Genomic DNA, 25109 nt, shown 5'->3' on the forward strand with positions numbered 1-25109 from the left:
TCGTCGGCTCAGGAATGCTCGGCGACGAGCGCGCGGGCCGCTTCGAGGTCGTCGGGGGTCTTCACGGCGAGCGTCTTGACACCCTTGAGCGCGCGCTTGGCCAGACCGGTCAGGGTGCCGCCGGGGCACACCTCGATCAGCGCCGTGACACCGAGCTCCTGGAAGGTCTCCATGCACAGGTCCCAGCGCACCGGGTTGGCCACCTGGCCGACCAGGCGGGAGATCACGTCGGCGCCGGTGGCGACCGGCTTGCCGTCGCGGTTCGAGACGTAGGTGAACTTCGGGTCGGCGACGGCGAGACCCTGGGTGGCCTCCTCCAGCTGCGCCACCGCAGGAGCCATGTGGGCGGTGTGGAAGGCACCCGCGACCTTGAGGGTGACGACCTTGCGCACGCCCTCCGGCTTGTCGGCCTCCAGGGCCTCCAGCTGCTCCTTGGTGCCCGCGGCCACGACCTGGCCCGCGCCGTTCACGTTGGCAGGCGTCAGGCCGAGCTTCTCCAGGTGCGGGATGGTGACCTCGGGGTCGCCGCCGAGCAGCGCCGCCATGCCGGTCTCCGTGACGGCGGCGGCGTCGGCCATGGCGAGGCCGCGCTTGCGCACCAGACGCAGGGCGTCGTCGTCGGAGAGCACACCGGTGTACGCGGCGGCCGTGATCTCGCCGACGCTGTGTCCCGCGACGGCGCCCGGCGTGATGTCACCGAGTGCCGAGGCCGACAGGATGCCGGCGGCCACGAGCAGCGGCTGCGCCACGGCGGTGTCGCGGATCGCGTCCGCGTCTCCTTGCGTGCCGTAGTGGGCGAGGTCGAGCCCGATGGCGTCCGACCAGGCGGCGAGCCGGTCAGCGGCACCGGGGAGGTCGAGCCAGGGAGTCAGGAAGCCGGGCGTCTGAGCGCCTTGGCCGGGAGCGACGAGTACGAGCACTCTCACACTCTCTCTTGTGGACGGTGGGAGCCGCCCGTGGGGACAGGGACGAAGAACGGCTGGGGGAATTGTAGGGGCCCGACAAAATCCTACGATTGGGGATCCCCGTCGGCCAGACGCCCCAGGATCAGCGCGATCCGCAGCGTGAATGCGGAGCGCACATCGGAAGGTGACCAACCGGTGACGTCAGTCACACGTCGAAGCCGGTAGCGCACGGTATTCGGATGAACGAAGAGCATCCGTGCCGCCCCTTCGAGGCTGCTTGCCTGCTCCAGATAGACACTGAGGGTTTCCAGGAGCGCCGAGCCTGCTTCCTCCAGTGGTCTGTAGATCTCCTCCACCAGCTGTTCGCGGGCCGCCGGATCCCCGGCGATCGCGCGCTCCGGCAGCAGATCGTCCGCGAGGACGGGCCGCGGGGCGTCCTGCCAGGCGGCACACGCCTTGAGTCCGGCGGCGGCCGCCTGCGCGGAGCGGGTCGCGGCGAGCAGGTCGGGGACGATGGGCCCGGCCACGACGGGACCGGCGGCGTACGGCCCGATCAAGGACTTCGCCACATGCAGCGGATTGTCGTTGCCGCCCGCGATGACCACCAGCCGGTCACCGAGCACACCGGTCAGGACCTGCAGCTTCGCGTGCCGGGCGGCGCGGCGGATGGCCTCGACGGTCAGCTCGCTGTCACCGTCGGGAGCGGTGCCGAGCACCACGCAGACATGCTCCGGGGAGTTCCAGCCGAGGGCCGCGGCACGGCTGACGGCGCCCTCGTCGGCCTCCCCGGAGAGCACGGCGTTCACCACGAGTGACTCCAGGCGCGCGTCCCAGGCACCGCGTGCCTCGGCGGCCTGTGCGTAGACCTGCGCGGTGGCGAAGGCGATCTCGCGGGCGTAGACGAGCAGGGCCTCCCTGAGCACCGACTCGTCGCCGGGAGCCGCGACCTCGTCGATCGCGGACTCCATCACCTCGATCGTCGTACGCACCATCTCCACGGTCTGGCGCAGGGTGATCGCCCTGGTCAGCTCGCGGGGGGCGGTGCCGAAGACGTCGGTGGAGATCGCCTGGGGCGCGTCCGGGTGCCGGAACCACTCGGTGAACGCGGCGATACCGGCCTGGGCGACCAGGCCGATCCAGGAGCGGTTCTCCGGCGGCATCGCCCGGTACCAGGACAGCGTCTCGTCCATGCGCGCGATGGCCTGCGCCGCGAGGCTCCCGGACGACTTCTCCAGGCGCTTCAGGGTCGCGGCGTGCGCATGCGCGGTCCGACGGGCGTCCGGGCCGGATTCCCGGCGGGGCTCCTGATGGGCTTCGTTCGCTGAGGGTTCGGGCACGGGGACAAGACTGCCTTATCGGGGCGGGCACATGCGGTGCCGGGGCTAACGTGGGGGACGTGATTGATGTACGGCGCTCCGGCGACCGGTACCGCGGCGGGGAGCCGACGGCCGGCATCGAGTCGTTCCACGCGTTCTCCTTCGGGCCCCACTACGACCCGGACAACCTCCGCTTCGGCGCGATCCTGGCCTGCAACGAAGAGCGCCTCGCGCCCGGTGCGGGATTCGACGAACACCCGCACAGCCACACGGAGATCGTGACCTGGGTCGTCGAGGGTGAGCTCACCCACCGCGACTCGACGGGCCACGCTTCGGTGGTGCGCCGCGGCGACGTCCAGCACCTGTCCGCGGCGGGCGGCGTCCGCCATGTGGAACGCAACGACGGCGACGTCCCCCTCGTCTTCGTCCAGATGTGGCTGGCCCCGCTCTCCCCGGGCGGCGACCCGTCCTACGAAGTGGTCCGCGGCATCGCCGACTCGACGCCCTACGCGGTCCCGGAGGCCGGCGCGCTCCTGCACGTGCGCCGCCTCGCCGCGGGCGAGCGCACCTCGCTGCCGGACGCGCCCTTCGTGTACGTCCATGTGGTGCGCGGGGAAGTCGCCCTCGGGGAGGAGGAGTTGGGGCCGGGCGACTCGGCCCGGCTCACCGGGGAACCGGGCTCGGAAGGCATGGCTGCCGCAGGCGCCGCGGAGCTGCTCGTCTGGGAGATGACGAGCGCCCCATAGGGGTGCGGGTCCCTGCCCTGACATGTGCGACTCCGCCGCGGGGGCGCGACCGGCCCGCGAGGATGGTGGGGGAGGCGGGGACGATGGGGACGACGGAGGCGGCGGGGGCGACGGGTGGCGAGCAGCGAATCGCTTCCGGCCGCGGCGGTCGGTCGCTCAGCCGTGAACCGCCCAGCTGCGGCGATGGGCCGTTCACCCGTAAATCGCTCCCGGCCGCGGCGGTCGGCTACTCACCTGTGCGTCGCACCCAGTCGCGGCGATGGGCCGGTCACCTGCGAATCGCTCCCGGCCGCGGCAATGGGCCGCTCACCCGCGAAGTTCGGAGAGCACCGCGTCGGTGAACGGGGGCCACACCTCGACGGCCCACGGCCCGAAGGGGCGGTCGGTCAGTGCGACGCACGCGGCGCCCGCGTCGGGATCCACCCACAGGAACGTCCCGGCCTGCCCGAAGTGCCCGAACGTCCGCGGCGAGGACGAACTGCCCGTCCAGTGCGGCGACTTGGAGTCCCGGATCTCGAACCCGAGCCCCCAGTCGTTGGGGTTCTGATGCCCGTACCCCGGCAGGACGCCCTTCAGCCCCGGGTACGTCACCGTCATCGCCTCGGCCACGGTCCGCACGTCGAGCAACCGCGGCGCCTGTACCTCCGCGGCGAACCGCACCAGGTCGTCGACCGTGGAGACCCCGTCCTTCGCGGGCGACAGGCCCCCTTCGAGCGTCGTGGACGTCATCCCCAGCGGCTCGAGCACCGCCTGCCGCAGATACTCGCCGAAGGTGAAGTCCGTCGCCTTGGCGATGTGGTCCCCGAGCACCTCGAACCCGGCGTTCGAGTACAGCCGCCGCGTCCCCGGCGCGGAGGTCACCCGGTGCTCGTCGAACGCCAGCCCGCTGGTGTGCGCGAGCAGGTGCCGCACTGTCGACCCCTCGGGCCCGGCGGGCTCGTCGAGCTCGATCGCCCCTTCCTCGTAGGCGACCAGTGCCGCGTACGAGGCGAGCAGCTTCGTGACCGAGGCGAGTGCGAAACGCCGGTCCGTGGGGCCGTGCGTCCCGACGACCGTCCCGTCCGCACGGACGACGGCGGCGGCAGCGGTGGGGACCGGCCAGTTCTCGATCAACGCCAGGCTCTGCATGCCTACGAGCCTAAGCGCCCTACAGCCGCAGCCGCATCGAGGGGTCGGGCTTGCGCACGAAACCGAGCGAGGCGTACAGCGGCTCCGCCTGCGGCGACGCGTTGAGGTCCACGCTGCCCGCCCCGCGCTCACGGAACCAGTCGAGCAGCGCCTCCATGCACGCCCGGGCATGCCCCCGGCGCCGCTGGTCCGGGTCGGTGGCGACGCTGAACACGTAGCCGACCCGGCCGTGCGGATTGCCGGCCCGCCCGATCCGGTACTCCAGTGTCCCCGCCACCAGCGCCGCGAGCCCTCCCGGCCGGTCCGGACGGTCGACCACGAACGCCGCGAAGTCCCCCTGCCGTTCCTGAAGCCGACGCCGCACGGTCGTCGTCGACGCGGCATGCCAGCTGGTGTCCGACTCCACCGCGGAGCCGGCCGCGAAGACCGAATCGATCATCACCTGGCGCAGCCTGATCAGTTCCTCGGCATCCTCTGGCGTGGCCCGGCGCACAAGACTCATGCCGGGCACGGTAGTGACCACGGGATGAGACGTCTCCCGGATTTCCTCTCCTTTCCCTCGGATCCACTTGCTTGGAGCGCACTCCAAGGTCCTAGCGTGAGGGTCATGACGGTGATGGACACCACCCCCGCACCAGCCCACCCCGCACCCGGGTCCGAGGCCTGTGCCTCGGTGCCCGCCGGGCCCCCGCGCCCGGACGGCGAGGACAACTACACGATCAGCGAGGTCGCCGCCTTCACCGGTCTGAGCGCGTACACCCTGCGGTGGTACGAGCGGATCGGCCTGATGCCGCACGTCGACCGCTCCCACACGGGGCAGCGCCGCTACAGCAACCGTGACCTGCGCTGGCTCTCCCTCGTCGGCAAACTGCGCCTGACGGGGATGCCCGTGGCGGACATGGTCAGCTACGCCGAGCTGGTGCGCGCGGGGGAGCACACCTTCGCCGAGCGCCAGGAACTCCTGGAGGCGACCCGGCGCGACGTCCGCGCCCGCATCGCGGAGCTGCAGGACACCCTCGCCGTCCTGGACTACAAGATCGACACGTACGCGAGCGCCCGTCGGGCGTCGGAAAGGCCCTGAAGACCGATGACGGCTGAGAACACCAGCGGAAACACCCCTGCCCACACGTCCGAGGCCATCGCCAAGGTGCGGCTCGGCACCGGCGGGCCCGAGGTCGGCGTCCAGGGACTCGGCTGCATGGGCATGAGCTTCGCCTACGGCCCCACGGACGCCGACGAGGCCAGGGCCACCCTGGACCGCGCCCTCGAACTGGGCGTCACCCTCTACGACACCGCCGACGTCTACGGCATGGGTGACAACGAGAAATTCCTCTCTTCTTTTGTCAAGGAACACCGTGACGAGATCGTCCTCGCCACCAAGTTCGCCCTGGCCATCGACCCGGACGACCCGACGAAGCGGATCGTCGACAACACTCCCGCCTATATCCGCTCCAGCGTCGAAGCCAGCCTGCGCCGCCTGGGCACGGACGTCATCGACCTCTACTACGTGCACCGCCGCGACCCGGACGTGCCCATCGAGGAGACGGTCGGTGTGCTCGCCGAGCTCGTCGCCGCCGGCAAGGTCAAGCACCTCGGCCTGAGCGAGGTCACCGGCCCCGAACTGCGCGCCGCGCACGCCGTCCACCCCATCGCCGCCGTCCAGTCCGAGTGGTCGCTGTTCAGCCGCGACATCGAGCGGGGCGTGGTCCCCGCGGCGGCCGACCTGGGCGTCGCCCTCGTGCCCTACTCCCCGCTCGGCCGGGGCTTCCTCACCGGATCGTTCGTCAACGCCGACAAGGAACTCGGCGAGGACGACTTCCGCCGTCAGCAGCCCCGCTTCACCGGCACCAACGCCGCCGTGAACGCTGCCCTGCTGGCACCCGTCCGCGCCGTCGCCGACGCCCACGGCGCGAGCCTCGGACAGATCGCCCTGGCCTGGGTGCAGCAGCAGGCCACGGTCCACGGCCTGCCCGTCGTCCCGATCCCCGGCACCCGCAGGCGCACCCGCGTCGAGGAGAACACCGCGGCCACCCGCATCACCCTCTCCGACGACGAACTCGCCCTGCTCGCCCCGATCGCCGCCGATGTGGCGGGTGACCGCTACGCCGACATGACCTTCACCTCGGCGGGCCGCGAGTAACCCGCTCGCTCAGGCCAGCCCCAGGGCGAAGACCGCGAAGCCCGCCGCCAGGAGTCCGGCCAGCGCCCGCCGGGCGCGGGTGGCCCGCTTCCAGGGAGCCTCGAAGCCGCGGGCGTACCGGCCTATGAGCGCCAGCAGCCCCGCGACGACCGGAAGCCAGGCGATCCGCGCGGCTATCCACCCGAGGGTGTCGGGGCTCGTGGTCAGCCCCGGCACCGCGCCGAGGAACGAGCCGGGCACGGCCGCGGTGAGCAGCGCCGTCTGGTGCCAGCACAGGATGGTCATCGCCGAGAGGTTGATCACGACGACCGGTGCCCACAGGGCCGGCCTGCGCAGCAGCCTGCCGATGCGGTCCCGCAGCAGGATCGCCGCACCGCTCTGCGCGGCGGCCAGAGCGAGGACCAGCAGCGACGGTGGATGTGAGTTCGTGCGGGCCTCGCCCGGGACGCCGACCATCGACGCCGGGTAGTGGAAGGCGAGGAGCAGGGCGGCGAAGAGCGCCGTGCCGCCGACGAGCAGCAGCCACGCACCGCGCCTGCCCAGCTTCTTCTCGCCCCAGCTGACGCCCAGTTGATAGGCGAACATCCAGCCCGGCAGCAGATTCAGCAGGCTCAGCCAGGAGGGCATGGCGTCCGCGAACGGGCCGTACCGCAGGAAGTCGACGACGGCGACTGACCCGAGCAACGGCACCGCGGCCCAGGCCCCCATCCGCTCCGCCGCTCGTATGCACCAGGGGGTGAGCGCCGTGATCACCGTATAGACGCCGACGAACCACAGGGGTTGGATGACCAGTGTGGATCCGGTGCGCAGTGTCGTGCCCGGCACCCCCAGGGCGTACAGCACCGGGATCAGCGCGGCCCAGACGGCCGTCACTCCAAGGACCGGCCGACCGAGGCGGGCGAGGCGTCCGCGCAGCCAGCCGGCCGTCGACTCGCCGCGCGCCACCGCTCGGCGATACGAGTGCGTGGAGGCATAGCCGCCCACGAGGAAGAAGATCCCCAGCATCTGCAGCACCCAGCTGAGCGGTGCGAAGAAACCGAACGAGGCCAGCGGGCTGGCGTTGTGCAGGGCGTCGCCCGAGTCGAGGGTGAAGCCGCCCAGCAGCCAGTGCCCGATCGGTACGGCGAGCAGGGCCAGGGCACGCAGCCCGTCTATGGCCCGGTCGCGGTGGGTGGGGGTCTTGGCGTCGATGGCGGATGCCGTGCCGCGCAGCCGGCTCAGGGTCGGAAGGCTCATGTCCGTGCTCCGATGGGTCGGTTGACGCCGGGTGAGTGGTCGCCGTCGGCTATGCGGGCGAAGGCGCGCAGGGAGTCCGTGCCGGGCGCGAGGTAGCCGGTGTGGCCCTCGGCCTGCTCGGCCGGGACGCGGCGGGCCCCGAAGCCGGGGGAGGTGGGGTCCTCGCCGTGGCCGAGGCCGAACAGCTCGATGCTCGGCACCTTGTCGATCCAGTCGCTGTCGTCCTTGGCCGCCCAGACCCGGGCGGTGGTGTGCAGATCGGCCACGCTGTCCGCCCGCATCCCGGGGGAGCCGAACACCACCAGGTCGGAGGCGGGCAGCTGCGGAGCGGCCAGGCCGCACACCACCGAGCCGTAGCTGTGGCAGAACACGGCGGGGCGCGGGGTACCGGCTGCCGTCAGGCCCTGTGTGAAGCGCACGAGGCGGGGCGCACCTGCCTCGGCGAGCCGGCCCGTGGCGGCGTCGGGGCCGATGCCGACCGGGGTGGTGTACCCCACCCAGGCCACCACGGCGGTGCGGTCGCCCGTCGCCTTGCGCAGGGAGCGGCTCATGCCGGCCGGTGCGCCGTACTCGTCGTGGGTGCGGTCGAAGTTGCTCAGGTCGATGTCGGAGCCCGGCACGACGACGGACACGTGCTGGGCCTTCGCCAAGTCCCCGTACACCTCGGCGACCTGGCCGCGCCCCCGCGGGTCGAACGCCAGTATCTGCCGCCCGGGAGCGAGCAGTTCGTCGTAGCGCGCGACCAGGGAGCGGGCACGCTCGTGGTCCTGCAGGGTGAGGTCGGGGTCGGTCGACCGGGCCTTCTCACGGGCCCGCTCGGCGCGCAGGGAGCGGGTGTTGGCCTCGTACCGAAGGGCTGTGGGGGCGCCGTCCAGATTGCCGACGACCGAGGGGTGGCGCACCACCAGTTCGTGCCGCTGCGCGGGGCTCAGCGAGTCGAAGAACGCGGCGATCCGGGCGGGGGAGGCGGTCGCCGGATCCGGCAGCCGCACCCCCAGCGCATGGTCCGCGCGCCAGGAACTCGTGCCGGGCGGCGGGCCGGTGAGCGGCTGCTGCTCATTGCCGAGGGCCCAGCCCGCCGTGCCCGCCACGACCGTCGTCATGAGTGAGGCTGCGACCAGCGCCCTCTTGCTCCGTACTTTCCAGGACCGAAGTCGCATGGCCCGTCTTCCTCCCCGCTTCGTGGCGCCCTGTGGCCTGACGAAGCGAAAGGTAGGAAGACGGTGTGCGGCGGCACGTCACACCGCGGAGCCAACTCTCAGGTCATACCGGGGTATGCGGTGGTGATACCGCGGTAGGGGGTGGGCTACTGCTCGCCGGGCGTGACCAGGCCCGACTCATAGGCGAAGATCACGGCTTGGGCGCGGTCCCGCAGGTCCAACTTGTTGAGCACACGCCCGATGTGGGTCTTGACCGTCTGCTCGGCGAGCACCAGACGCTCGGCGATCTCCTGATTGGACAGGCCGCGGGCGATCAGCACCAGCACCTCGGTTTCACGCGGCGTCAGGCCGTTGAGCCGGAGCGACTGGTCCTTGCGCGGCGCGGTCCGCTGCTTGGCGAAGTCCGCGATCAGACGGCGGGTCACGGACGGGGCGAGCAGCGCCTCGCCGCCCGCCACCACGCGCACGGCGGAGATGAGGTCGGCGGGCGGCGCGTCCTTGAGCAGGAACCCGGAGGCTCCGGCGCGCAACGCCTCGTACACGTAGTCGTCCACGTCGAAGGTGGTGAGCATGAGCACCTTCGGCCGGTGCACGACGCCCGGTGGCGGGTCCAACAGGGCGCGGGCGGCGGCGAGTCCGTCCATCTCCGGCATGCGGACGTCCATCAGGACGACGTCGGGGTGGGTGCTGCGGCTGACCTCGACGCCCTGTTTGCCGTCCGGTGCCTCGCCCACGACGTCGATGTCGCTCTGCGCCGCGAGCAGCGCGGCGAATCCCGCCCGCACCATGGCCTGGTCGTCGACGATGATCACGCGGATGGTCATGCGGTGCCGGAGTCCTTTGGGAGAAGAGGGAGCCGGGCGGCCACGCGGAAGCCGCCGTCGGGCAGCGGCCCGACGTCGACGGTGCCGCCGACCAACCGTACGCGCTCGCGCATGCCGACGAGTCCATGGCCCGTGCCGCTGCCCTCCAGGGGAGCGGGTGGCTCCTTGGACGGGCCGTTGACCACGAGGACCAGCAGGAATTCGTCGTCCAGGCTGACCGTGATCTTGGTGGGCGCGCCCGGTGCGTGGCGCATCACGTTCGACAGGGCTTCCTGGACGATGCGGTAGGCGGACAGGTCCACGGCCGGGGTCACATCGGCCAGGTGCGTGAGGATCGCCAACTCCGGGCGGGAGAGGTCGATCGGTATGCCGGCCCGCACCGTGGCCTCGACCAGGTGCGGCAGCCGGTCGAGGCCCGGCTGGGGTGCCCGCTCGCCGTCCGCCCCTTCGCTGCGCAGCACCGCGAGCAGGCGCCGCATCTCGGTGAGGGACTCCCGGGCGCTCGCCGCTATGCTCCCGAACTCCTCGCGCGCCTCGTCGGGAAGTCCTTCGAGGCGGTAGGGCGCGGAGTCCGCCTGCACGGTGATGACGGACATGTGGTGGGCGACGACGTCGTGCAACTCGCGGGCGATGCGGGCCCGTTCCTCGAGGAGGGTGCGCTGGGCGCGCTCGGCCTCGCTGATGGTCTCCTGCTCGACGAGCCTGCGCTGGGCGTCGCCGCGCTCGCGCAGCAGCGCGCCGAGCAGCAGCACGGCCCCGCTCAGCACCATCAGCAGCACGCCGGTGTCCTGACTGCCCTCGCCGCGGAACGCGCCGAGCACGAGCCCGGCGGCCACGGTGACCAGCCAGACCATGAGGAGGGTGCGGCGGCTCTCCCGCAGCGACAGCGCGCAGCACAGGACCAGATACCCCACGATGATCATGGGGGTCCAGGGGGCGGGGCGCCCGGGGTCGGCGGCCAGCGTCGCTGTCGCCCCGAAGATGTCCGCGACGATCACGATCCACCAGGCCGGGAGCGGCCGGGTGATCGCGAGGAGCAGAGGGGCGGACTGGGCGACGGCGAGGGCACCTGCCAGGCCGCCGTCCACCCCGTAGTCATTCGTCAGGACCTGGACGGTGACCGGGATGAGGACGGCGACGAAGCCCACCGCGATCACCAGGGGCAGCATCCGTACCCAGCGTTTGGGCGCGTGCGCGAGAAGCGGCTCGGTCGGGCCCGCGGGTGTGGAGAGCGAGGTGCCCGCCGTCCGCAGGCCGTCGAGGATCGCGGCGGCGGCACGCCGGAGGGCGGCCGCGCGCCTGTCCGGCCGGGGCGAGGGACGGCGCGGCTCTTGGTCGTGAGGTGTCGATGTGCTGCTCATGGCCTGATCAGCGTAGGCGTGAAGCCCCAGTCATGACGTCATACCGGGGAGCCGGACCGCACCTCATACCCGGGTATCACCCGCGCCCCCACGAGCCGCACGCGTGATCGGCGCGGATCACAGCTCCGCCAGCAGTTCGGCCTTCTTCGTCGTGAACTCTTCGTCCGTGAGCAGGCCCGCCTGATGCAGCTCGCCCAGGTGTCTGATGCGGTCCGCGATGTCCGCGGGATCGCGTCGCACGGTCGTGGCCGCCGAGGAGCCGGCCCCCGCGCCGCCGGCGGTCAGGGCCGGGCCCGACGTCCGTACCGCGGCGAGGACCGAGGCGGCGAACGGCAGCGACTCGTGGACCGGGCCGTAACCGAGACCGAAGACGACGGCCGCCGGGTCCTGGTCGGCCTGGGCGGGCTGTGCCACGGGAGTCTCGCGGCGCAGCAGCCGCAGATGGCCTTCGAACAGTTCCGGGGAACGCCACTCGATGCCGCACAGGTCGGTCACCGGGAAGCTCTGGTCGCCGGCCTTCCACTTCGCCGACGAGGCGCCCGTCCAGAACCAGCGGAAGGACACCTGCTTGCCGTCGAAGGAGGCCTTCCCGTCGTACGCCTTGAACTGCAGGGGCGCTTCGGGCGCGGCCACCAGATAGCGGTCGGCAGGCTCGCTCTCGCCCGGGATCCGTGCCCGCAGCTCGTCCGCGTAGTACTCCGCGAGCGTCTCCCGCTCGGCAGGCAGAACCAGGCGGTACGGGTCGCAGCCGTCCTTGAGCTGGCCCGCCGCGGCCTCCATCAGAGGATCGGCGCCCGGTCTTGGAACGGCATGCAGAACCACGGTCCCGCGCTTTCCCGGGGAGAGTGTCACCGCCGCGATCGCCTCAAGGGGGATGCGCCGTTCACCGAGCGTCTGGAAGAGCTTCGGTGTGCGGATTCCCCGTTCGAAGCGGATGAGCACGGAGTCGGACTCGAACTCCCAGGCGGCATGAAATCCGGCCAGTACGTCACCCATGCGGCTCATCGTAGGCGGCACGCGCGCCTCCGTCCCTCCTGCGGCGGGCCGCTGTTTCATCGATTTCTACGCGCGTCAGGCCGCCGCCGCGCCGGAAAAACCCTTCCGGCAGGCGTCGCCCCCACTGGCGCACTGGATTCCGTCGTACGAACCGGTGCCGATTTCGGCGAAGTTGCGCAGGCTCTCCGTGCCCGGCTCGAAATAGCCCGTGTGCCCCACCGCACCCGCCGCCGACAGCACGCGCGCACCGAAGGCACCGGACACCGGGTCGGCACCGTGGCCGAGCCCGCCGACCTCCATGTACGGCACATCCTGAATCCAGTCGTCGCTGTCCCTGGTGGCCCAGATCCGGGCCCCCGACCCCAGCTGCGACGCGGTGTCGGCACGCATGCCGGGGCTGCCCGCGACCGCGATGTCGGTCACGCGTGCGGGCAGGCTCCGCGCGGCCACACCGCACACCACGGAGCCGTAGCTGTGGCAGTACAGCGCGACGGGGGTGCGCCCGGGGAGCCCGCGCACCATGGCGTCCAGGCGCACGGCCCCGTCCTCGGCGCGCATGGCCGTGGCCGCGTCGACGCCGATGCCGACGGGCGCGGTGTAGTCGGCCCAGGCGATCACGGCGGTACGCGTGCGTGGCTTCACCGAGCGTTCCGCCTGGTAGAGCGACTTCGCCATGCCCACCGGTGCGGAGTACTTGCGGAACGTCCGCTCGAAGGTCAGCACGTTCGTGTCGACACCGGGGACCACGACGGAGACCCGGTGGGCCTTGTCGAGGTCTCCGAAGACCTCGGCCATGCGTCCGGAGCCCATGGGGTCGAAGGCGAGGACCTGACGTCCGGGACGCATCATGACCCCGAACCGCTTCATCCTGCGCTCGGCCTCCTGCTGCCCCGCGGGGGAGAGGCGGTTGTCGTGCATGCGCTGGCGCTCGACCTTGCGGGCCTGCCCCAGGGCGATGTGGTTCGCGCGATAACGGAGCGTGGCGGGCGCGCCGTTCATGTTGCCGACCGCCAGGGGATAGCGGGCGGCGAGACGGTTGCGCTGCTTCGTGTCGAGCGAGGCGAAGAAGTGGGCGAGCCGGCCGGCGGGAGCGTCGGGGTCGGGCAGTGCGCGTCCGCCGATGCTTCCCCGCTCCCAGGCGGAGAGAGCGGCATCGAGCGGGGACGCGTCGCTCTTGTTGTGGCGCACCGCGGTCCAGCCCGTGGTCGCCAGCATGACGAACACGACGGCGAGCGCGAGCAGAGCGCGCCAGACGCTGAGTTGAGGGGATGAGTCGAAGGAAGTCACTGCGGAACACCCTAGGAGAACCGTGATGCCTACCGCGCATCGCGTGAGACAGATCACGTTTCTGGAGGGGTAATTGAGGCAAAGCGGGCGCATCTGGAGTGAGGTCATCACGCTCTGTGGGCGGCGCGTACGCGCGGCGCGAGAGGGGTGGGAGTCACTCAAGGTGCATGGGTTGTCGCTCAACGTGTGCGTGAATCGCGGGGGTTGGGCGATCTCGCCGCGTGGACTCGGCTAGCGCGCGTCGCTCCGGCGCGGTCCGTGCCCGTGCCAGTCGTCGGCCAACGCGGGCCCCAGGTGGTCGAGGTACTGCATGGTGATCGCGCGGATCGATTCCAGGCTGGTGTCCCCGCCCGCGCCCCACAGCCGCCCCGCGACCCGCATGACGCCGCTGAAGGCGGCCACCGCCACGCGCGGTCGAGGGTCGCCGGCATCCAGCCCCTCGCGCTCGGCGATCACTCCCGCGACGTCGTCCTCGGTCTCGATCGAGCGGCGCAGATGATCGGCGAGCAGGGCGGGCGTCGATTCGATCATCTGGTAGGTGCGCATGTGGAGTTCGACCGGGACGACCTTCTCGATGGACTCGCCCATCACTTCCCAGGCGTTGAGGACGGCGTTGCGCAGCGCGACCAGCGGGGGTTCGTGGGCGGGGCGTTCGCGCAGGGCCTCGACGAAGCGTGCCTCCACCATCACCTGGATCGCGAAGGCGGCTTCCTGCTTGTTGGCGAAGTAGCGGAAGAACGTGCGCTGGGAGACGTCGACGGCCTCGGTGATCTCGTCGACGGTCGTCTCCTCGTACCCCTTGGTCGTGAAGAGTTCGAGCGCCGCGCGCAGGAGGGCGTCCCGGGTGCGCTGCTTCTTGCGCTCGCGCAGTCCGGGCCTGGCGGGTTCGCCGGCGGGGGCGACCTCGACGGTCTCCCGCTGCACCTCCGCAGTCTCCGTCGCTCGCTGACTGGCCTTCACGCCATGGTCCTCTTTTCGCCGTCGGCCCAGCTCACCCTACCTGTGAGCTAGGTGACAGTTACCGACTTGTGAATTGGTTTGTCAACTGTCAGTCGCTGACACTAATCTCAAGGCATGACTAGTCAGACCACCGTCGACAAGGCGGACAAGGCGCCGGAGCCCTCGTCCGCTCCGGCCTCGGCCAAAGGGCTCCGTGGTCACCCCTGGCTGACGCTGTTCTCCGTCGCGATCGGCGTGATGATGGTGGCCCTGGACGGCACCATCGTGGCGATCGCCAACCCGGCCATCCAGAAGGACCTCGGCGCCACCTTCGCGGACGTCCAATGGATCACCAACGGCTACTTCCTCGCCCTCGCCGTCTCACTGATCACCGCGGGCAAGCTGGGTGACCGCTTCGGCCACCGGCAGACGTACCTCATCGGCGTGGTCGGCTTCGCCGCCGCCTCCGGGGCCATCGGACTGTCGGACACCATCAGCCTGGTGATCGCCTTCCGTGTTCTCCAGGGCCTGTTCGGCGCCCTGTTGATGCCCGCCGCGCTCGGTCTGCTCCGTGCGTCGTTCCCGGCCGAGAAGCTCAACATGGCCATCGGCATCTGGGGCATGGTCATCGGCGCGTCCACCGCAGGCGGCCCGATCCTCGGCGGCCTCCTCGTCGAGCACGTCAGCTGGCAGTCCGTCTTCTTCATCAACGTGCCGGTCGGTGCCCTCGCCCTCGGGCTCGGCCTGTTCATCCTCAAGGACCACCGGGCCGAGAACGCCCCCAGGTCCTTCGACATCCCCGGCATCGCGCTGCTGTCGGCCGCCATGTTCTGCCTGGTCTGGGCGCTCATCAAGGCTCCGGAGTGGGGCTGGGGCGACGGCATGACCTGGACGTTCATCGCCGTCTCCGTGCTGAGCTTCGTCCTCTTCGCGGTCTGGGAGTCGAAGGTCAAGGAACCGCTCATCCCGCTGGGCCTGTTCCGCTCCGTGGCGCTGTCCGCCGGTGTGGTCCTGATGGTGCTCATGGCCATCGCCTTCATGGGCGGCCTGTTCTTCGTCACCTTCTACCTGCAGAACGTGCACGGGATGAGCCCCGTCGACAGCGGTCTGCACCTGCTGCCGCTCACCGGCATGATGATCGTGGGCTCGCCGCTGGCGGGCGCGATGATCACCAAGGTGGGACCGCGCATCCCGCTGGCGGCCGGTATGGCGATCACCGCCATCGCCATGTACGGCATGTCCACGCTGGAGGCGGGCACGAGCAGCGGCCTCATGTCGGTCTGGTTCGCGCTCCTCGGCCTCGGCCTCGCCCCGGTGATGGTCGGCGCGACCGAGGTCATCGTGGGCAACGCGCCCATGGAGCTCTCCGGTGTCGCCGGTGGCCTTCAGCAGGCCGCGATGCAGGTCGGCGGCAGCCTCGGCACGGCAGTCCTCGGTGCCGTCATGGCGTCGAAGGTCGACAGCGACCTGCCCGGCAACTGGGCCGACGCGAAGCTTCCGCCGCTCAGCTCCGCCGATCTCGACAAGGCGGCCGAGGCCGTCCAGGTCGGCGTGGCGCCCGTGCCGCCGAAGGCTCCGCCGTCGGTCGCCGAGCAGATCACCTCGGTCGCGCACGACACGTTCATGTCCGGCATGGGCATGGCCTGCCTCGTCGCCACCGGCGTCGCGGTGGTCGCGGTCTTCATCGCCTTCCTGACCAAGCGGGGCGACAACGCCGAGGCCGCGGCGGGCGTGGGTCACATCTGAGGCACGAGTCGTCGGCCGGATCCGCGGCGCAATCCGCCGCGGACACCGGACGGACGGTGGCCATCAGGGAAAGCCCCTCAGGGACATCCTGGGGGGCTTTCGCCTATCCGGGTGACGCACATTCGTACCCCTTCCGATGGCCCGGTCGGAAGGTCCACAGTGCAGACAGGAGATCCGCACGACGCGGACAACTGATCCACACACCACGGGGGTTGAACCACATGCGCACGACCATGCCCACAACCGTCACAGCCGTCGCGCTCGCCGCGGTGATCCTCACACCCACGCACGCCGGGGCCGCCGCCCCGCCGACACTGCGCGGATGCGGGCCCGGTGAGCTCTGTCTCTGGGAGAAGGCGGAGTTCCAAGGCGCCCGACAGGCCTTCGAGTTGGCGGACATCGACATCGAGAGCTGCACCGCGCTGCCGGAGGGGGGCAGCGCGGAGGCGCTCGCGAACCGCACGGGCCGACCCGTCACCGTGTACCAGTCGGTGGAGTGCGCCGAGACCGGAGAGTTCGACACCTATCCGGGCAGCGGCACCTGGGCGCCCGAATCGCCTTATCGCGTACGGGCCTTCAAGGTCTGGGAAAGCTGAATGGGGGTACTCGCCGAGCCGAGCCCGAACCGGCTGACCCGAGGAGTGATGATGGCGGGCTTCGGACACACCACGCGCAAGCACCCCCGCTCACGCGGCCGCACGTGGTCGCGGAGCGGGCCGGACCGCGCGACATGGGGGATCGTCGGACTCGTCTGCGCGATCGCGGGCTTCTTCGTGCTGGGGATAGTCCTCGGCCCGCTGGCGATCGTCTGCGGCTGGCTCGGCATGGGGCGCAGCTGGACCGGTGCCCGTCCGGTACCGGCCCTGATCGCCCTCGTCCTGGGCGCGATCGACACCGTCCTCGCACTCATATGGATAGCCGGGGCGACCACGACGAGCGGCATGCTCTGAGCCCAGGGACGTCGGCGTCCCGTTCTCACCGGGGCGCCCGGCGCCCCGGCTCAGGGCGACCCTGCCCCGCCGAGAGCCTCCGCCCCCGCGCCACCGTTCTCGGGAGCCACGGGACGGGGCACCGCGCCGGACACCGGCACCGCGCCCGACATCCGCCCGCCCGCCGCCGACAGGGCCGTCACCTGCGCACGCAGCGCCTGTACCTCCGCCGTCAACGCCTCGATCGCGGCTGTCTGGCGCCGTTCCTCGGCATCGTCTTTCTCGAAGCGGGCGATGAACCACGCCGCGATGTTCGCGGTGACGACACCGAGAAGCGCGATGCCCGACAGCATCAGCCCGACCGCGAGCACCCTGCCGAGGCCTGTCGTCGGTGCGTGATCGCCGTAGCCGACGGTCGTCATCGTGGTGAAGGACCACCACACCGCATCGCCAAGTGTCTTGATGTTCCCGTCCGGTGAGTCCCGCTCCACGGAGAGCACCGCCAGGGAGCCGAACATCAACAGACCCACCACCGAGCCCGCGACATACGTCGTCAGTTTGATCTGCGACGCCATTCGGGCCCGCCGGCCGACGAGCATCAGCGTGGAGACCAGCCGCAGCAACCGCAGCGGCTGAAGCATCGGAAGGATCACGGCGCACAGGTCGAGCCAGTGCGTGCGGACGAACCGTCTGCGGTGATCGGTGAGGAGGAGACGCACCACGTAGTCGAGAGCGAACGCGCCCCAGACGATCCACTCCACCAGCGTGCAGGTCCTTATGACGGTCCTGCCGGCATCGGGCATCACGATCGGCACTGCGTAGGCGACGGCGAACGCCACCGCGAGCGCGAGAAGCGGGCGTTGGGTGCGCCGCTCCCAACGGATCTGTGCCGGTAGTTCCTTCATGGGCGCATCGTAGAAAACGCGGGAGGGCGGCGGGACCCTGGTCCCGCCGCCCTCCGCAAGAGGCACGGTCAACCTCCGTATGAGGCCCGCTCGCGCCGCGTGTCAGGCACGCCCTGTGACGTCACGGACGTCACCGTTACGCGTCGTCACCGTCACGCGTCGCCACCGGCCGCGCCCGGGTCGGCGGCCGTGACGTCGAGGAGCTGGTAGCGGTCGATCGCCTGCTTCAGTACGGAGCGGTCGACCTTGCCCTCACGGGCCAGCTCGGTCAGCACCGCGACCACGATCGACTGCGCGTCGATGTGGAAGTAGCGGCGGGCGGCGCCACGGGTGTCGGCGAAGCCGAAGCCGTCCGCGCCCAGCGACTGGTACGTGCCGGGCACCCAGCGGGAGATCTGGTCGGGGACGCTCCGCATCCAGTCGGAGACGGCCACGAACGGGCCCTCGGCGCCGGACAGCTTCTGCGTGACGTACGGGACGCGCTGCTCCTCCTCGGGGTGCAGGAGGTTGTGGCGCTCCACGTCCACGGCCTCGCGGCGCAGCTCGTTCCAGGAGGTGGCCGACCAGATGTCCGCCTTGACGTTCCACTCCGAGGCGAGGATCTGCTGGGCCTCGACCGCCCACGGCACCGCGACGCCGGACGCGATGATCTGGGCCGGAATGGCGCCCTGCTCACCGGACTTGAAGCGGTAGATGCCCTTGAGGATGCCGTCGACGTCCACGTCGGCAGGCTCGGCCGGGTGCTGGATCGGCTCGTTGTAGACGGTGAGGTAGTAGAAGACGTCCTCGCTGTCGGGGCCGTACATCCGGCGCAGGCCGTCCTTGACGATGTGCGCGATCTCGTAGCCGAAGGCCGGGTCGTAGGCGACGCAGCCCGGGTTGGTCGAGGCGAGCAGCTGCGAGTGGCCGTCCGCGTGCTGCAGGCCCTCGCCGGTCAGCGTCGTGCGGCCGGCGGTCGCGCCGAGGACGAAACCGCGCGCGAGCTGGTCGGCCATCTGCCAGAACTGGTCGCCGGTGCGCTGGAAACCAAACATCGAGTAGAAGACGTACACGGGGATGAGCGGCTCGCCGTGGGTCGCGTAGGCCGAACCGGCGGCGATGAGGGACGCCGTGCAGCCCGCCTCGGAGATGCCGTCGTGCAGCATCTGGCCCGTCGGCGACTCCTTGTACGCGAGGAGGAGTTCGCGGTCCACGGCCTCGTACTGCTGGCCGAGCGGGTTGTAGATCTTCGCGCTCGGGAAGAACGCGTCCATGCCGAAGGTGCGGTACTCGTCGGGGGCGATCAGCACGAAGCGCTTGCCGATCTCCTTGTCCCGCATGAGGTCCTTCAGGATGCGGACGAACGCCATGGTGGTGGCGATCGACTGCTGTCCCGATCCCTTCTTCGCGGTCGCGTACGTCTTGTCCTCGGGGAGCTGCAGCGGCTTCGCGCGCACGACGCGGGTCGGGACGTACCCGCCCAGGCCCTTGCGGCGGTCGTGCATGTACTGGATCTCTTCGGAGTCGCGGCCCGGGTGGTAGTACGGCGGGGCGCCGTCCTCCAGCTGCTTGTCCGTGATCGGGATGTGCAGGCGGTCGCGGAAGCCCTTGAGGTCGTCGACCGTCAGCTTCTTCATCTGGTGCGTGGCGTTGCGGCCCTCGAAGTTCGGGCCGAGGGTCCAGCCCTTGACCGTCTGGGCGAGGATCACCGTCGGCTGGCCCTTGTGGGCCTTGGCCGCCGAGAACGCGGCGAAGATCTTCTTGTGGTCGTGACCGCCGCGGCCCAGGTGGAGGATCTGGTCGTCGGTCATGTTCTCGACCATGGCGCGCAGCCGGTGGTCGTCGCCGAAGAAGTGGTCGCGGATGTAGGAACCGGTCTCGGTGGCGTACGTCTGGAACTGGCCGTCGGGCGTGGTGTTCAGCTTGTTGACCAGGATGCCGTCGCGGTCCTGCGCGAGCAGCGGGTCCCAACTGCGGTCCCAGACCAGCTTGATGACGTTCCAGCCGGCGCCGCGGAACTGTGACTCCAGCTCCTGGATGATCTTGCCGTTGCCGCGCACCGGGCCGTCGAGGCGCTGCAGGTTGCAGTTGACGACGAAGGTGAGGTTGTCCAGGCCCTCACGGGCGGCGATGGAGAGCTGGCCGAGCGACTCGGGCTCGTCCATCTCGCCGTCGCCGAGGAACGCCCAGACGTGCGACTTGGAGGTGTCGGCGATGCCGCGCGCCTCCATGTAGCGGTTCATGCGCGCCTGGAAGATCGCGCCGAGCGGGCCGAGGCCCATGGAGACCGTCGGGAACTCCCAGAAGTCCGGCATCAGGCGCGGGTGCGGATACGAGGAGAGGCCGTTGGGCGCCTTGGACTTCTCCTGGCGGAACGCGTCGAGCTGCTGCTCGGAGAGCCGGTCCAGGAGGAAGGCGCGGGCGTAGATACCGGGGGACGCGTGCCCCTGGAAGAAGATCTGGTCGCCGCCGTCGCCCTCGTCCTTGCCGCGGAAGAAGTGGTTGAAGCCCACGTCGTAGAGGGAGGCGGAGGAGGCGAAGGTGGCGATGTGGCCGCCGACGCCGATGCCGGGGCGCTGGGCGCGGGAGACCATGACCGCGGCGTTCCAGCGGGTCGCGTTGAGGACCTTGCGCTCGATCTCCTCGTTGCCGGGGAAGAACGGCTCGTCCTTGGTCGCGATCGTGTTGACGTAGTCCGTACTGCGCATTTCGGGCACGGCGACGCGCTTCTCTCGCGCGCGCTCGATCAGCCGGAGCATCAGGTAGCGGGCCCGCTCGCGGCCGCGTTCGTCGACCGCGGCATCGAGGGAGTCGAGCCACTCCTGGGTCTCTTCGGGATCGAAGTCCGGGACCTGACTCGGCAGGCCGCCAATGATGATCGGGTTGCGATCGGATCCGGAAGCCACGCTGTTCCTTCGCTGTTGGGGCTTTCGCCTGGGTAATGCCTGGCCGTGCACCGCTCCCCATCGTGTACCGCGTGGACGCAAACGTCATCTCTACCGATAGGTAACCGAGACGTTCATCGGTCGACCCTGGGGTAGGCTCGGCCCAAATCGCAACGATACGCCCATCCTGCCTAGCCGCTTCGCAGAGCCGTTCGGCCTCGTACGGATGTGGCGGCAGTTGCGGCGACACGGTCGGGAACGTCACCGTTTCGGCGGTCTCGGCGGCCGGGTACTTGCGCGATCCGTCCCGCCCGTGTGGACTACGGCCAACGCCCCGCGCACGCGCGTGGCTGACAGGCATTCCCAAAAACATGATCAGGAGGCAATCCGTGAGCGCGACCGCGGACCACGCGGAGACGAACCTGGCCGTAAGGCTTGGTTTCCAGCCCGACCAGGTGGTCCAGGAGATCGGCTACGACGACGACGTCGACCAGGAGCTCCGCGAGGCCATCGAGCAGGCCACAGGCACAGAGCTCGTCGACGAGGACTACGACGACGTGGCCGACGCCGTGGTGCTCTGGTTCCGTGAGGACGACGGGGACCTGACTGATGCGCTGGTGGACGCCATCGCGTACATGGAGGAGGGCGGCTCGATCCTGCTGCTGACTCCGAAGACCGGGCGCGACGGCTATGTCGAGCCGAGCGAGATCGGCGAGGCCGCCACCACCGCGGGTCTGTCGGCGACCAAGAGCGTCAACGCCGGCAAGGACTGGAGCGGCAGCCGCCTGATCACGCCGAAGGCGGCCGCCAAGAAGCGGTGACGCTCCGCTGAGGCGCGGGTTCCGCTGCGGGGCCGCCGTGGTTGATCGCGCAGTTCCCCGCGCCCCTTTGCAGGGCGTATCCGAGGCCCCTCGTCGACCTGTGTCGGCGAGGGGCCTCGCGCATGCGGACGTAGGGTGGAGTCACCCGAACAGCCCCACCGAGGGGCACCGTCGAAGGGATGCGTATCTCATGGCGCTCGCTGGAATCGCGACCGGCACCAAGGCCCCGGAATTCGAGCTCAAGGACAACCACGGCCGGACCGTGAAGCTCTCCGACTTCCGTGGCGAGAAGAACGTGGTGCTGCTCTTCTACCCGTTCGCGTTCACCGGCGTGTGCACCGGCGAGCTGTGCGCGCTCCGCGACGAGCTGCCGAAGTTCGTCAACGACGACACCCAGCTGCTCGCCGTCTCCAACGACTCCATCCACACCCTGCGGGTCTTCGCCGAGCAGGAGGGCCTGGAGTACCCGCTGGTCTCCGACTTCTGGCCGCACGGCGAGGTCTCGCGCGCGTACGGCGTCTTCGACGAGGACAAGGGCTGCGCGGTGCGCGGCACGTTCATCATCGACAAGGAGGGCGTGGTGCGCTGGAGCGTCGTCAACGGCCTGCCGGACGCCCGCGACCTGAACGAGTACGTCAAGGCCCTGGAGACCCTGTGATTCCTCAGGGGTGGCACCCTGTGATTCTTCAGGTGCAGAGCCTGTGGCGGCCGGGAACCGGTCACTAGGATCCAGTCGTTGATCCGATGGCAACGCAACGCTTGGGGCTCCCCGCCCCTGGACACCAATTGGGAGGACTCGTGGGAGTCAGCCTCAGCAAGGGCGGCAACGTATCGCTGAGCAAGGAGGCGCCGGGCCTGACCGCGGTTCTGGTCGGCCTGGGCTGGGACGTCCGCACCACCACCGGTACGGACTTCGACCTCGACGCCAGCGCGATCCTGACGAACGCGGAGGGCAAGGTCAGCAACGACCAGAACTTCGTGTTCTTCAACAACCTGAAGAGCCCCGACGGCTCCGTCGAGCACACCGGTGACAACACCACCGGTGAGGGCGAGGGCGACGACGAGGCGATCAAGGTCGACCTCGCCGCGGTGCCCGCCGACGTCGAGAAGATCGTCTTCCCGGTCTCGATCTACGACGCCGAGACGCGCCAGCAGTCGTTCGGCCAGGTCCGCAACGCGTTCATCCGCGTCGTGAACCAGGCGGGCGGCGCCGAGATCGCGCGGTACGACCTCTCCGAGGACGCCTCGACGGAGACCGCCATGGTCTTCGGCGAGCTGTACCGCCACGGCGCCGAGTGGAAGTTCCGCGCGGTCGGCCAGGGCTACGCCTCGGGCCTGCGCGGCATCGCGCAGGACTTCGGCGTCAACGTCTGAGCCGAGCACGCCCCTCCGCTTGTCGTCCGGCGCCGCACACGTACCAGTGCGGCGCCGGACGTGCTCATCACCTGCTGTTCCCGGCACCATGGGAACTTCTGCTCTCGTCACCTCGGGGAGGACCATCACCATGGGCGTCACGCTCGCCAAGGGAGGCAATGTCTCCCTCTCCAAGGCCGCACCCAATCTCACCCAGGTCCTCGTCGGGCTCGGCTGGGACGCGCGCTCCACCACCGGCGCCCCCTTCGACCTCGACGCCAGCGCGCTGCTGTGCAACGCGGGCAGGGTCCTCGGCGACGAGTGGTTCGTCTTCTACAACAACCTGAAGAGCCCCGACGGCTCCGTCGAGCACACCGGCGACAACCTCACCGGTGAGGGTGATGGCGACGACGAGTCGGTCCTGATCGACCTCTCCAAGGTGCCGGTCAACTGCGACAAGATCATCTTCCCCGTCTCGATCCACGAGGCGGACAACAGGGGACAGACCTTCGGCCAGGTCAGCAACGCCTTCATCCGCGTGGTGAACCAGGCGGACGGCCAGGAGCTCGCGCGCTACGACCTCAGCGAGGACGCCTCCACGGAGACCGCGATGATCTTCGGCGAGGTCTACCGGTACGGGGGCGAGTGGAAGTTCCGCGCGGTCGGACAGGGGTACGCGTCGGGCCTGCGCGGCATCGCTCTAGACTTCGGGGTCAACGTTTCGTAAAGGTCCACGCACGCAGCGTGGCCCGGCGACGAAGACGGAGAGCCACCTGCTGCGCCTGGAAACGAGGCAGATGACTCTCCGGGAGCTCGCCGCCCCAAAGGACGGGAGTCTGTTCATTATGCCCAAGGAACCTCAGTCGACGGCCTCGCGCTCGATGAGCCATGTCCTCATGTACTGTGCCGCGCTCGCTGCCGGCGTGGTGCTCGTCGTCACCGGTGGTGCCACTCCGGTCGAGGCGTCCGGCTTCATCGCCCCGTTCCTTCTGGTCTTCGAGGGGGCGAGGCTGCGCAGCTGACAGGGGTGCCCGGGAACCAGGGGCTCCGCGTCCGGAGAGGGTCTCCCTCCCCGGACGCGGAGCGGGACCTCTAGACTTCGGGGTCAACGTTTCTTAAAGCCGGGGACCGGCGCGGGGGAGACCGCTACACGGGAGCCCGTACACACACGATTGGGTAGCCAGTGCTTCTGAAAACCTTCGGCTGGTCGTTCGCGGTCACCGCGCTCGGCTTGGTCGCCGCGGTGTTCTACGGGGGGTGGACCGGGTTCGGCGTCGTGGCGATCCTGTCCGTCCTCGAGATCTCGGTGTCCTTCGACAACGCGGTGGTCAACGCCGGAATCCTGAAGAAGATGAATGCCTTCTGGCAGAAGATCTTCCTCACCATCGGCATCCTCATCGCCGTGTTCGGCATGCGGCTGGTCTTCCCCGTCGTCATCGTGGCCATCAGCGCCAAGATCGGGCCGATCGAGGCCGTCGACCTGGCGATGACCGACAAGGACCGTTACCAGCAACTGGTCACCGACGCCCACCCGTCGATCGCCGCCTTCGGTGGCATGTTCCTGCTGATGATCTTCCTCGACTTCATCTTCGAGGACCGTGACATCAAGTGGCTCGGCTGGATCGAGCGCCCGCTCGCCAAGCTCGGCAAGGTCGACATGCTGTCGGTCTGCATCGCGCTCATCGTCCTGATGGTCACCGCGATGACCTTCGCCACCAACGCCCACCAGCACGGCGGCACCCATGTGGACAAGGCGCAGACGGTCCTCATCGCCGGTATCGCGGGTCTGATCACCTATCTCGTGGTGGGCGGACTCTCCAGCTTCTTCGAGAACAAGCTCGAGGAAGAGGAGGAGCGCGAGCACGAGCAGGAGGAAGAGGCCAAGCGGAGCGGCAAGAAGGTTCCTGCCGTCGTGATGGCGGGCAAGGCCGCGTTCTTCATGTTCCTCTACCTCGAGGTCCTGGACGCGTCCTTCTCCTTCGACGGCGTCATCGGCGCCTTCGCGATCACCAACGACATCGTCCTGATGGCGCTCGGCCTCGGCATCGGCGCCATGTACGTCCGTTCGCTCACGGTCTACCTGGTCCGCCAGGGCACCCTCGACGACTACGTCTACCTGGAGCACGGCGCGCACTACGCGATCGGTGCCCTCGCCGTGATCCTCCTGGTGACCATCCAGTACGAGATCCACGAGGTCATCACCGGCTCCATCGGTGTCCTCCTGATCGCCTGGTCCTTCTTCTCGTCCGTGCGCCGCAACCGTGCGCTGGCGGCGGCCGAGGGAAAAGCGGGATCGGACGAGAAGTCTGAGGTCTCGTCCGGGGTCTGACGCTGACTGAATCCCTCGCCGAACTGTCCGATTCCGTATTCCGGAGTGTGACGGCGGCCAGGGTGAGGAACGCTCTGTGCGGGGCGGCCTTCGAGGAGATGTCCTCAGGGCCGCCCCGTCGGTA

General features: G+C 69.9%; 25 protein-coding genes. 12 read left to right on the forward strand and 13 right to left on the reverse strand.

Translation table 11 applies throughout. The features are described 5' to 3' along the window. Positions 1-8: 8 nt before the first annotated feature. Together ACZ4D5_RS03395 and ACZ4D5_RS03400 are read right to left on the reverse strand one after the other, a co-directional pair. Positions 9-920 (reverse strand): ACP S-malonyltransferase, encoded by a 912-nt coding sequence (locus ACZ4D5_RS03395; RefSeq protein WP_467770620.1) that lies wholly within the window; start codon positions 918-920, stop codon positions 9-11. Positions 921-1009: 89 nt separating this feature from the next. Beyond that, positions 1010-2242, reverse strand: a complete 1233-nt coding sequence (locus ACZ4D5_RS03400; protein ID WP_467770621.1) for a PucR family transcriptional regulator — start codon at positions 2240-2242, stop codon at positions 1010-1012. A 59-nt stretch (positions 2243-2301) separates the two neighbouring features. Between ACZ4D5_RS03400 and ACZ4D5_RS03405 the strand changes: the two genes are divergently transcribed. Next, entirely contained in the window at positions 2302-2967 is a 666-nt protein-coding gene (locus tag ACZ4D5_RS03405) for a pirin family protein (RefSeq protein ID WP_467770622.1), read from the forward strand. 306 nt (positions 2968-3273) lie between these two features. Here ACZ4D5_RS03405 and ACZ4D5_RS03410 read toward each other — a convergent pair whose 3' ends face one another. Together ACZ4D5_RS03410 and ACZ4D5_RS03415 are read right to left on the reverse strand one after the other, a co-directional pair. Continuing rightward, positions 3274-4095 carry a serine hydrolase domain-containing protein gene (locus ACZ4D5_RS03410; protein WP_467770623.1) on the reverse strand — a complete coding sequence of 274 codons (822 nt, stop codon included), beginning with the start codon at positions 4093-4095 and terminating at the stop codon, positions 3274-3276. 19 nt (positions 4096-4114) lie between these two features. Next, positions 4115-4597: a GNAT family N-acetyltransferase gene (locus ACZ4D5_RS03415; protein ID WP_467770624.1), complete on the reverse strand. Its 483-nt coding sequence runs from the start codon at positions 4595-4597 to the stop codon at positions 4115-4117. A gap of 105 nt (positions 4598-4702) precedes the next feature. Between ACZ4D5_RS03415 and ACZ4D5_RS03420 the strand changes: the two genes are divergently transcribed. Together ACZ4D5_RS03420 and ACZ4D5_RS03425 are read left to right on the forward strand one after the other, a co-directional pair. Further along, positions 4703-5176, forward strand: a complete 474-nt coding sequence (locus ACZ4D5_RS03420) for a MerR family transcriptional regulator (protein WP_467770625.1) — start codon at positions 4703-4705, stop codon at positions 5174-5176. Between the two features lie 6 nt (positions 5177-5182). Continuing rightward, a complete protein-coding gene (locus tag ACZ4D5_RS03425; RefSeq protein WP_467770626.1) occupies positions 5183-6235 on the forward strand; it encodes an aldo/keto reductase in 1053 nt (350 codons plus the stop codon). A 9-nt stretch (positions 6236-6244) separates the two neighbouring features. Here the strand turns inward: ACZ4D5_RS03425 and ACZ4D5_RS03430 are convergent, their stop codons facing one another. The 7 genes from ACZ4D5_RS03430 to ACZ4D5_RS03460 form a co-directional block, all read right to left on the reverse strand. Next, complete coding sequence (locus tag ACZ4D5_RS03430; protein ID WP_467770627.1) at positions 6245-7471, reverse strand: acyltransferase family protein; 1227 nt, start codon at positions 7469-7471, stop codon at positions 6245-6247. After that, entirely contained in the window at positions 7468-8574 is a 1107-nt protein-coding gene (locus tag ACZ4D5_RS03435; protein WP_467770628.1) for an alpha/beta hydrolase, read from the reverse strand. Before ACZ4D5_RS03435 ends, ACZ4D5_RS03430 begins: the two co-directional genes overlap by 4 nt. 203 nt (positions 8575-8777) lie before the next feature. Further along, positions 8778-9455 (reverse strand): response regulator transcription factor, encoded by a 678-nt coding sequence (locus ACZ4D5_RS03440; protein ID WP_362330750.1) that lies wholly within the window; start codon positions 9453-9455, stop codon positions 8778-8780. Then, the gene (locus ACZ4D5_RS03445; protein ID WP_467770629.1) at positions 9452-10816 is read right to left on the reverse strand and encodes a sensor histidine kinase; all 1365 of its coding nucleotides are present in this window, start codon (positions 10814-10816) and stop codon (positions 9452-9454) included. The genes ACZ4D5_RS03440 and ACZ4D5_RS03445 overlap by 4 nt, the downstream gene beginning before the upstream one ends. 117 nt (positions 10817-10933) lie before the next feature. Then, positions 10934-11812, reverse strand: coding sequence for a DUF4429 domain-containing protein (locus ACZ4D5_RS03450; protein WP_467770630.1), 879 nt, complete (start codon positions 11810-11812; stop codon positions 10934-10936). Positions 11813-11887: 75 nt separating this feature from the next. Beyond that, a complete protein-coding gene (locus tag ACZ4D5_RS03455; RefSeq protein WP_467770631.1) occupies positions 11888-13099 on the reverse strand; it encodes an alpha/beta hydrolase in 1212 nt (403 codons plus the stop codon). Between the two features lie 231 nt (positions 13100-13330). Next, on the reverse strand, positions 13331-14023 hold the full coding sequence (locus ACZ4D5_RS03460) for a TetR family transcriptional regulator (RefSeq protein ID WP_467770632.1): 693 nt from the start codon (positions 14021-14023) through the stop codon (positions 13331-13333). Between the two features lie 150 nt (positions 14024-14173). Between ACZ4D5_RS03460 and ACZ4D5_RS03465 the strand changes: the two genes are divergently transcribed. The 3 genes from ACZ4D5_RS03465 to ACZ4D5_RS03475 all read left to right on the forward strand — a co-directional run bounded on the left by ACZ4D5_RS03465 (position 14174) and on the right by ACZ4D5_RS03475 (position 16734). Continuing rightward, the gene (locus ACZ4D5_RS03465; protein ID WP_467770633.1) at positions 14174-15784 is read left to right on the forward strand and encodes an MFS transporter; all 1611 of its coding nucleotides are present in this window, start codon (positions 14174-14176) and stop codon (positions 15782-15784) included. A gap of 233 nt (positions 15785-16017) precedes the next feature. Continuing rightward, complete coding sequence (locus tag ACZ4D5_RS03470; protein ID WP_467770634.1) at positions 16018-16380, forward strand: peptidase inhibitor family I36 protein; 363 nt, start codon at positions 16018-16020, stop codon at positions 16378-16380. Positions 16381-16428: 48 nt separating this feature from the next. Beyond that, complete coding sequence (locus tag ACZ4D5_RS03475; protein WP_467771478.1) at positions 16429-16734, forward strand: small hydrophobic protein; 306 nt, start codon at positions 16429-16431, stop codon at positions 16732-16734. A gap of 50 nt (positions 16735-16784) precedes the next feature. Here ACZ4D5_RS03475 and ACZ4D5_RS03480 read toward each other — a convergent pair whose 3' ends face one another. Both ACZ4D5_RS03480 and aceE read right to left on the reverse strand, forming a co-directional pair. Then, positions 16785-17618, reverse strand: coding sequence for a potassium channel family protein (locus ACZ4D5_RS03480; protein WP_467770635.1), 834 nt, complete (start codon positions 17616-17618; stop codon positions 16785-16787). A gap of 152 nt (positions 17619-17770) precedes the next feature. Continuing rightward, entirely contained in the window at positions 17771-20503 is a 2733-nt protein-coding gene (aceE, locus tag ACZ4D5_RS03485; protein ID WP_467770636.1) for a pyruvate dehydrogenase (acetyl-transferring), homodimeric type, read from the reverse strand. Between the two features lie 368 nt (positions 20504-20871). Here aceE and ACZ4D5_RS03490 point away from each other — a divergent pair, with 368 nt between their 5' ends. From ACZ4D5_RS03490 to ACZ4D5_RS03515, 6 genes are all read left to right on the forward strand, one after another. Continuing rightward, positions 20872-21303 carry a DUF3052 domain-containing protein gene (locus ACZ4D5_RS03490; RefSeq protein WP_467770637.1) on the forward strand — a complete coding sequence of 144 codons (432 nt, stop codon included), beginning with the start codon at positions 20872-20874 and terminating at the stop codon, positions 21301-21303. 190 nt (positions 21304-21493) lie between these two features. After that, complete coding sequence (locus tag ACZ4D5_RS03495) at positions 21494-21961, forward strand: peroxiredoxin (protein WP_467770638.1); 468 nt, start codon at positions 21494-21496, stop codon at positions 21959-21961. A gap of 140 nt (positions 21962-22101) precedes the next feature. Beyond that, complete coding sequence (locus ACZ4D5_RS03500; RefSeq protein ID WP_362330780.1) at positions 22102-22677, forward strand: TerD family protein; 576 nt, start codon at positions 22102-22104, stop codon at positions 22675-22677. 130 nt (positions 22678-22807) lie between these two features. Then, positions 22808-23383 carry a TerD family protein gene (locus ACZ4D5_RS03505; protein ID WP_362331607.1) on the forward strand — a complete coding sequence of 192 codons (576 nt, stop codon included), beginning with the start codon at positions 22808-22810 and terminating at the stop codon, positions 23381-23383. 118 nt (positions 23384-23501) lie between these two features. Next, the gene (locus tag ACZ4D5_RS03510; RefSeq protein ID WP_467770639.1) at positions 23502-23678 is read left to right on the forward strand and encodes a hypothetical protein; all 177 of its coding nucleotides are present in this window, start codon (positions 23502-23504) and stop codon (positions 23676-23678) included. A 161-nt stretch (positions 23679-23839) separates the two neighbouring features. After that, entirely contained in the window at positions 23840-24985 is a 1146-nt protein-coding gene (locus tag ACZ4D5_RS03515; protein ID WP_467770640.1) for a DUF475 domain-containing protein, read from the forward strand. Positions 24986-25109: the final 124 nt, after the last annotated feature.

It is taken from the genome of Streptomyces sp. NPDC025651 (assembly GCF_055558735.1).

Coding starts and splice junctions, on each gene's coding strand:
- ACZ4D5_RS03410 (WP_467770623.1), bottom strand. CDS start 4,095: ATGCAGAGCCTGGCGTTGATCGAGAACTGGCCGGTCCCCACCGCTGCC.
- ACZ4D5_RS03415 (WP_467770624.1), bottom strand. CDS start 4,597: ATGAGTCTTGTGCGCCGGGCCACGCCAGAGGATGCCGAGGAACTGATC.
- ACZ4D5_RS03420 (WP_467770625.1), top strand. CDS start 4,703: ATGACGGTGATGGACACCACCCCCGCACCAGCCCACCCCGCACCCGGG.
- ACZ4D5_RS03425 (WP_467770626.1), top strand. CDS start 5,183: ATGACGGCTGAGAACACCAGCGGAAACACCCCTGCCCACACGTCCGAG.
- ACZ4D5_RS03430 (WP_467770627.1), bottom strand. CDS start 7,471: ATGAGCCTTCCGACCCTGAGCCGGCTGCGCGGCACGGCATCCGCCATC.
- ACZ4D5_RS03435 (WP_467770628.1), bottom strand. CDS start 8,574: ATGACGACGGTCGTGGCGGGCACGGCGGGCTGGGCCCTCGGCAATGAG.
- ACZ4D5_RS03440 (WP_362330750.1), bottom strand. CDS start 9,455: ATGACCATCCGCGTGATCATCGTCGACGACCAGGCCATGGTGCGGGCG.
- ACZ4D5_RS03445 (WP_467770629.1), bottom strand. CDS start 10,816: ATGAGCAGCACATCGACACCTCACGACCAAGAGCCGCGCCGTCCCTCG.
- ACZ4D5_RS03450 (WP_467770630.1), bottom strand. CDS start 11,812: ATGGGTGACGTACTGGCCGGATTTCATGCCGCCTGGGAGTTCGAGTCC.
- ACZ4D5_RS03465 (WP_467770633.1), top strand. CDS start 14,174: ATGACTAGTCAGACCACCGTCGACAAGGCGGACAAGGCGCCGGAGCCC.
- ACZ4D5_RS03470 (WP_467770634.1), top strand. CDS start 16,018: ATGCCCACAACCGTCACAGCCGTCGCGCTCGCCGCGGTGATCCTCACA.
- ACZ4D5_RS03475 (WP_467771478.1), top strand. CDS start 16,429: ATGATGGCGGGCTTCGGACACACCACGCGCAAGCACCCCCGCTCACGC.
- ACZ4D5_RS03480 (WP_467770635.1), bottom strand. CDS start 17,618: ATGAAGGAACTACCGGCACAGATCCGTTGGGAGCGGCGCACCCAACGC.
- ACZ4D5_RS03495 (WP_467770638.1), top strand. CDS start 21,494: ATGGCGCTCGCTGGAATCGCGACCGGCACCAAGGCCCCGGAATTCGAG.
- ACZ4D5_RS03505 (WP_362331607.1), top strand. CDS start 22,808: ATGGGCGTCACGCTCGCCAAGGGAGGCAATGTCTCCCTCTCCAAGGCC.
- ACZ4D5_RS03510 (WP_467770639.1), top strand. CDS start 23,502: ATGCCCAAGGAACCTCAGTCGACGGCCTCGCGCTCGATGAGCCATGTC.